General features: G+C 61.6%; 6 protein-coding genes and 1 pseudogene. 3 read left to right on the plus strand and 4 right to left on the minus strand.

Going from position 1 to position 6,275, the window contains the following annotated elements; genetic code table 11:
• Positions 1 to 286: 286 nt before the first annotated feature.
• Positions 287 to 466, minus strand: a complete 180-nt coding sequence (locus QRN59_RS14995) for a hypothetical protein (protein WP_284983296.1) — start codon at positions 464 to 466, stop codon at positions 287 to 289.
• Positions 467 to 1,227: 761 nt separating this feature from the next.
• On the opposite strand from QRN59_RS14995, the gene QRN59_RS15000 reads away from it, so the two are divergent.
• Positions 1,228 to 1,524, plus strand: coding sequence for a hypothetical protein (locus QRN59_RS15000; RefSeq protein ID WP_284983297.1), 297 nt, complete (start codon positions 1,228 to 1,230; stop codon positions 1,522 to 1,524).
• A gap of 54 nt (positions 1,525 to 1,578) precedes the next feature.
• On the opposite strand, the gene QRN59_RS15005 is transcribed toward QRN59_RS15000, so the two are convergent.
• Together QRN59_RS15005 and QRN59_RS15010 are read right to left on the minus strand one after the other, a co-directional pair.
• A complete protein-coding gene (locus QRN59_RS15005) occupies positions 1,579 to 1,872 on the minus strand; it encodes an aldo/keto reductase (protein ID WP_284983298.1) in 294 nt (97 codons plus the stop codon).
• 22 nt (positions 1,873 to 1,894) lie between these two features.
• Entirely contained in the window at positions 1,895 to 2,866 is a 972-nt protein-coding gene (locus QRN59_RS15010; RefSeq protein WP_284983299.1) for an aldo/keto reductase, read from the minus strand.
• Between the two features lie 145 nt (positions 2,867 to 3,011).
• Between QRN59_RS15010 and QRN59_RS15015 the strand changes: the two genes are divergently transcribed.
• Positions 3,012 to 3,629, plus strand: coding sequence for a TetR/AcrR family transcriptional regulator (locus QRN59_RS15015; protein WP_284983300.1), 618 nt, complete (start codon positions 3,012 to 3,014; stop codon positions 3,627 to 3,629).
• Between the two features lie 1,355 nt (positions 3,630 to 4,984).
• Here QRN59_RS15015 and QRN59_RS15020 read toward each other — a convergent pair.
• Entirely contained in the window at positions 4,985 to 5,290 is a 306-nt protein-coding gene (locus QRN59_RS15020; RefSeq protein ID WP_284983301.1) for a helix-turn-helix domain-containing protein, read from the minus strand.
• A 237-nt stretch (positions 5,291 to 5,527) separates the two neighbouring features.
• Here QRN59_RS15020 and QRN59_RS15025 point away from each other — a divergent pair.
• Positions 5,528 to 6,275: pseudogene (locus QRN59_RS15025) on the plus strand (NAD-glutamate dehydrogenase domain-containing protein); the annotation flags it as partial.

The following is a 6,275-nucleotide window of genomic DNA, read 5'->3' on the forward strand; positions in this document are numbered from 1 at the left end:
ATCATCGCCGTTCCGCTCGCCGGCTCCCCGACACGGAGGATCCTCCTCGCCCACCTTGCCAACCGCAGGCTCAGCCCCGCCGGCCAGCAAGCCGCGTCCGTATTCCGGTCAACAGTGAAACGGATGCAGACCCTCGCACCCGCAGCAGGCAACCCAAGCGCGCGGTAGTTCAACTCGTAGTAGTTTGTTAGGTCCTCTGTCGAGGCTGCCCGCGGCCACCGATCATGCCACCTGCCGCTGAACGGCCATCATGGCACTAACTACGGACCTGCACGGCTACCTGGGATCAGCTGGCGCGGCCGGTCAGGCTGAGGTTCTCATCCGAGCCCTTGGCGAACTCCCGGGCCACGGGTCTCACGGGTCTCACGGGTCTCACGGGTGCGATTGTCGTTACCACGGATTGCTTGACGCCGAACCCGGAGGCCTCGATGACCGGCGTCCAGTTCGGGTAATGATTCCATGCCAAGCGCAGGGAATCCGTCACCAGGGCCCTCACCAGACGACGGCGAAGCCCTGCACGCGTAACAGCTAGGGCATCTGCGGGTCATGTCGACGCAAGTCACCGCAGCGTCGCCAGGAATAGCGGACTCCGGCCAGGAATCCGTCCCGAGTTGCGCCCGGATGAGGTTTTTTACCCTTCGATATCCCCTGAAATTCATGGGATGCGGAAAGACGATATGAGTTTGATGTCAGACGCCACAAGTAAAGGCTTCCGCCATGTCTCAATGCTGTATTGAATGCAACAACGAGGGAGCCGACATTTGGGAAAGGATTGGCAGGCACCGGCACCACTCGCACTAGTCAAGGAGCTCGATCTTCTGAAACCCGAGACTGCACTGTAACCCACGGTGACACCGCGGCGGCGGGGCACCCTTGCGGTGAAAACCAGACCGCACGGATCACGGCATGCCTCGTCCTTCCCGAGCGACCATGAAGGACCAGAAGAGCCTGGCTGTTTGTCGTTCTGATGCTCCATCGTCGCTGGGCGGGTCCTCCACGCAACCAGGGCGCCACGCGCCGGTCCCGATCCAAAACTTCGTTCGGCGCACCGGTGTCGCTTCATTCCTCGCGAACTTTTGGATCGTGCCCGGTTCCCCAAGTTGCACTCCGGCCCCTCGACCCAGCCGTGCTCCCGCTATCTGAACGCCGCCCGAGACTGACAGACAACCTGGACTGTTAGCGGCGAGTCACTGCGGAAGGACCGCTAAACGATAAAAGCAGTGCGGCATGGTCGACGGTGTCCATTACCTCGAGCTCATTGAGCCGATCAAGCAGCTGAAACGTGAAGGACGCCTCGAAGAAGCACTCGTCCTCCGCTACAAAGCGATCAAAGGGGCAGAGGGTGACGCCGGACGTGGAATGCCCGCGCCGGCGTATACGGAGCAGGCGGCAATCATCCACCGCAAACTCGGCCAGAAGAACGAGGAAATCGCGGTGCTGAAGAGATGGCTGGTCCGCTGTCCCAAGGCCCACCGGAACGGAAGCCGAATCGGAGAGCGACTGGCCAAGCTAGAGGCGAAGTGATGCCAAACAGGTCGCAAGGCCTCCTCTCCAGCTAAACCGTGTTCCTGACTTTCCCTAATCCCGCAAGGAATTGCTCGCGATCACCATCCCGTCACGGCGTCCGCGCAGGGCACGGCCGAGGATCTGTTCGGCCGGTTCGCGTTCCGCGGCAGGTTTGGCTCCATGCCGGTCGAATACGGGCAGGTTGCCGTAGACGTCGGCCGTATCGACGAAATTGATGCCAAGGTCCAGCGCCGTTCCGACGACCCGGTCTGCGTCTTCCGCGCTAGGCGCGACTCCGAAGGTGGCGGTGCCCAGCGCAATCTTGGAGACCCTGACACCGGTCTGGCCAAGGAGTGAGTACTTCATCTGCGTTCCTCGAATCTTCTGATCAGGATGCGGTCCCGGCAGTCAGCGCCGACACCGCATCCAACTGTTCCTGGGTGAGCTCGACATCTGCTGCGGCAGCGTTGGCGCGAAGCTCGTCGGCCGTCTCGGCTCCAACGATCACCGATGCCACGGCCGGGCGGGACAACAGCCAGGCCAGTGAGACCTGCTGCATCCCTAGCCCCCACTCGCGGGCCAGTTGGTCGAGTTGGCGGGCGACGGCGATCTCGGATTCCGAATATCCGGGTCCTCCGTAGCGCTTGCCTCCGGCGATCGGCCGGTCCAGGACCGACAGGTCGGCCAGCAGGCCGCCGTGCAGGGGTGCGTAAGGAATGATCGACAAACCGAACCGCACGCACGCGGCACTCAGCTCGCGCTCGACGCTTCGGTCCAGGAGGCTGTACATCACTTGCGCAGCCACGGGAGCGGAGACCAGCCGGCGGTCATCGGCGATCCACAGGGCCTCGGTCATCTGCCAGGCCGCGTGATTGGACAAAGCGACATACCGCAGTTTCCCCTGCCGGATCAGATCGTCGTAAACGGCAACGGTCTGCTCCAACGGCGTGTTCGGATCCGGGAAATGCGCGTAATAGAGATCGATGCGGTCAGTGCGCAGCCTGCGCAGGCTCTGCTCGACCTGCTGGATGATGTACCGGCGCGAGAGACCGGCATCCGAATCGAACCTCCGCTCCCCCGACTTGGTCGCCAGCACCACCTCATCCCGCCGGTCGGCCAGGGAGCGGCCGAGGATCTCCTCGGCCGACTCCCGCTCTGCCGCCGGCGGAGCGCCGGGCCGGTCGAACGTCGACGTCGAACCGTAGACATCAGCGGTGTCAAAGAAGTTAATGCCCAGATCCAGAGCCGCCCCCACGACGCCATCAGCTTCGTGTGCGCTCGGAGCCACACCGAAAGTCGCCGTGCCAACGCAGATGCGGGACACACGCACGCCGGTCGGGCCGAGAACGGAGTACTTCATCTAAAGGATTCCCATCTGCGAGTCTCGGGACTGGGCTGACGCGTGCGGCGTTCAGTCAGGAGGTCCCGTAAGGCTACGAGCCGTGTCGAACTTAAACACTAACCGACTGGTTACATTTCGGCAATGATCATGAGAAAGTAGTGACATGTCAGAAAGTGCAGAGACCAGAACACGGGGCCCCTACCGCACAGGGGTCCGCCGACGCGAGCAGCTCATCGGCATCGCGATGGACGTCTTCGGCGAACACGGCTTCGCCGGCGGATCCCTCCGCACGATTGCCGAGCAGGCCGGCGTCAACCACGCCACCCTGATCCAGCACTTCGGCAGCAAGGAAGGCCTCCTCACGTCCGTGCTGGAGGAATGGGACCGACGGACCGTGGAGAACGGCCTCACCGATGTCAGTGGATTGGACTACTTCCGGCGACTGCCAGAGGTCATGGCCTCCCACCGGGACAACCGCAGCCTGCTCGAACTTTTCACCACCATCGCGGCCGAAGCCTCCAGTCCGGCACACCCGGGCCACGCGTTCATCACCCAGCGCTACACCTCGAACCTGACAACCCTCGCCAGGCATTTGCAGGAAGCAGTCGCAGCTGGCGACATTGTTCACCTCTCCCCCGCGCAGATTGAGATTGAAGTGCGGTTATTCATTGCCGTGATGGACGGCATCGGCCTGCAATGGCTCCTCAACCCCGAAACCGACATACACGCCAGCGTCACAACCTATGTCGAACGCGCCATTGCCGCCTGGGGAGGCCAATAGCACCACTCTTGTCTGATTCAGAAGGCCCCAACAGACGATCGAAGATTGAGGCGAAGACACTCCCAGTCATCCATGCCGTCCAATTTCCGAGCGGCCAGTACAGGACTTGCTGCACCGCTCTCGTTGCAGCGACAGGCCCTCGCTGCGCCGAGCGGACGCTGCGATCTAGCCCTTGCGGCCGTCGCCTCGTATAGGGGCTCCGACGTCAACACGGTCGACAGGCTGACTCAGACGAGAAGCACCCTGGCGAGATCCTCAATTACATGCAGCGAGGACGCCTCCGGCCTCATTCCATCGCGCCCGTCACGGCGAAAAATGAGCCACCAACGTTACTAAAGGAGGTGGGTCGTTACTGTGCCATAACGATGTCCAGAGTAGGCCATAACCCACGTCATTCCGGGGATTTTGATACCCACCTCCTATAGCAACTTTGGCGAAACGGAGCTTTTGTTGTATCGCCAGTGACTGTGGTGAGGTGGGTGGTGCTGGTGGCTTCCCCGCAGCCTCGGGGTTTCATGCAGGCAATGTAACCCGAAATCGTCGCGAACCTGTTCACGGAAGACCCCACCTCGCCGAGTGCCTCTTCGGTTGATGATGAACCGGCCGTCACGATCGCGCGCAGCGAGCCGAAGCCGATGACCTGAGTGTTACACGGGGCAATCCGGAGATGGCGATACCTCTGAGCGGCCTGAGCGGCCTGAGCGAACCATACCCACCAGTATTCAAAGTGCCCAGAGGATGGCCAACGCTGATCGCCGCGTCGATAAAGCAGACATGAGTGTTGACAGTGTCCACACTCGCTTTGACAGGACCAACTCACCCACACAGTTCCCCGGATGGTCACGAGCAACCTTCCGAGAACCGTTCGCCAACAAAATCGGTTTCATCATGTCGTACCTGCACCCCATCCCCATGAATAGGTGTTGGCCACCCCCGACCAACCCGACACATAGCGGAACGAGGAATCGCACAAACCCAGCCACAGCACGCGGAAGGCCCACCAGCCAGGACCCCGAAACCGCCACCCCACACACCTGAATAGGCCCTCGGGGCGGCCAGGCCACAGCCCGCGAACCTAGCGTCAGAAGGACGCTACCGCAAGCCTTGTCAACACGTTAAAGCAAAAACCCCCTCTGACGAGGGGGAATGCTGTGCCCGAGGTGGGACTCGAACCGCATTCCGAGCCCCGGAAACACTGGGAAGTCGAGAAAACATAGGCAGTACGGGCCAGTCCGGCCGATGTACGGCCCAGTCCGAAGCCAAAAGTGTTGACAGTGTCAACACTTCCTTTTTGCCCCTATTGAACCCGCTCCCCGGCGAAACCAAGGGGTACATGAGTGGTTCCGGTTGTCGGGTCAAGCGATCTGGATCCGTTCGTCGCCGAGTTCAACCTCGACACGAAGCCGGCCACCGACCGCTTCAACGTATTTCCGCAGCGTGCCGACCTGGGCACGGTCAATGTCGCCGTGCTCGATCCGGGACACCCCGTTCTGGCTCACATGCAGACGCGCAGCCAACTCGACCTGCGTCAAACCCGATGCCTCGCGGAGCTCCCGAAGCCGGTATGCCCGGACCTCATCAATCAGGAGCTTCTTATGGCCCTCCACACCAACCCGGTCAACAGGCCGCTTAGCCAAAATCTCTTCGATAGTCTTTGCCATCACGATCCTCCTTTCAGAATCCTCAGATGATCATCGAAGAGATCATCCGCAATCGGAATGTTCGTCTTGTACCGGCGCGTGCCGGAGGAAGTAGGACGGGTTCAAACAAGTAAGAGAACCCGGGGCGCCGGTGGCTCTGGACGTGTTCCAGGGTGGCGGCGATGATGAAAACATGCGCGAGGACTAGATAATCAACCGTAGTTTGCGTAGCACCCCGCGTTGTGGAGGCGCATTGGCATGTCACACAAGTCCGACCGCTTGGAACATACTGCTGCCGGCGCCATCAAACCCGATGGGCATTTTCTGACTGACTACTACGCTCATGTACCCACGGAGGATCTGCGGAGCTACAGTCCTGAGACGCTCCGGGCGCGGGCTGAGCACCATCTGAAAGTGGCGTCGTCGCGGGCTCCAGGACAGGCCGCAATCGGCATCCTGAACGAGCTGGACGCGAGTATCGTTGCCGTGGTTGCCGAGGACATGCCCTATTTGGTTCACTCCGTAACGGCAGAGCTCACACGTGAAGGGGCCTCGATCCGGCTGCTCGTGCATCCGATCTTCCAGGTGCTGCGCGATCCGGATTCCCATGCGCTGCTGGACGTCCGCCCTGGCCCGTCCAGAGAAGGGCTCCTGGAAGAGTCCATACCGTCGGCCCGCGGGACGCCCGAGACCTGGGTGGCCGTGGAAATCGGCAAGCTGGCCGATGAGGCAGCCGCGCGCGAGCTCACGGAAGGCCTGCATAGGGTGTTGGATGATGTTCGGGTTGCCGCCGATGACGGCACTGCCATCCGCGGCAAAGTGTCCGAGGCCGTCGCCTCCGTCGACGGATTCCCGCGCGCAGTTTTTCCGCCGCCGGAACAGCTCCGTGAGTTGCTCCTCTGGTTTGACGACGGCAACTTCCTGTTCCTCGGGTACACCGAATATGAACTCACGACGGCGGGTGGCCGGGAAATGCTCGCCGAGCGGCAAGGCTCTGCGCTGGGTT

Source organism: Arthrobacter sp. efr-133-TYG-118, from assembly GCF_030209755.1.
Lineage (GTDB): Bacteria > Actinomycetota > Actinomycetes > Actinomycetales > Micrococcaceae > Arthrobacter.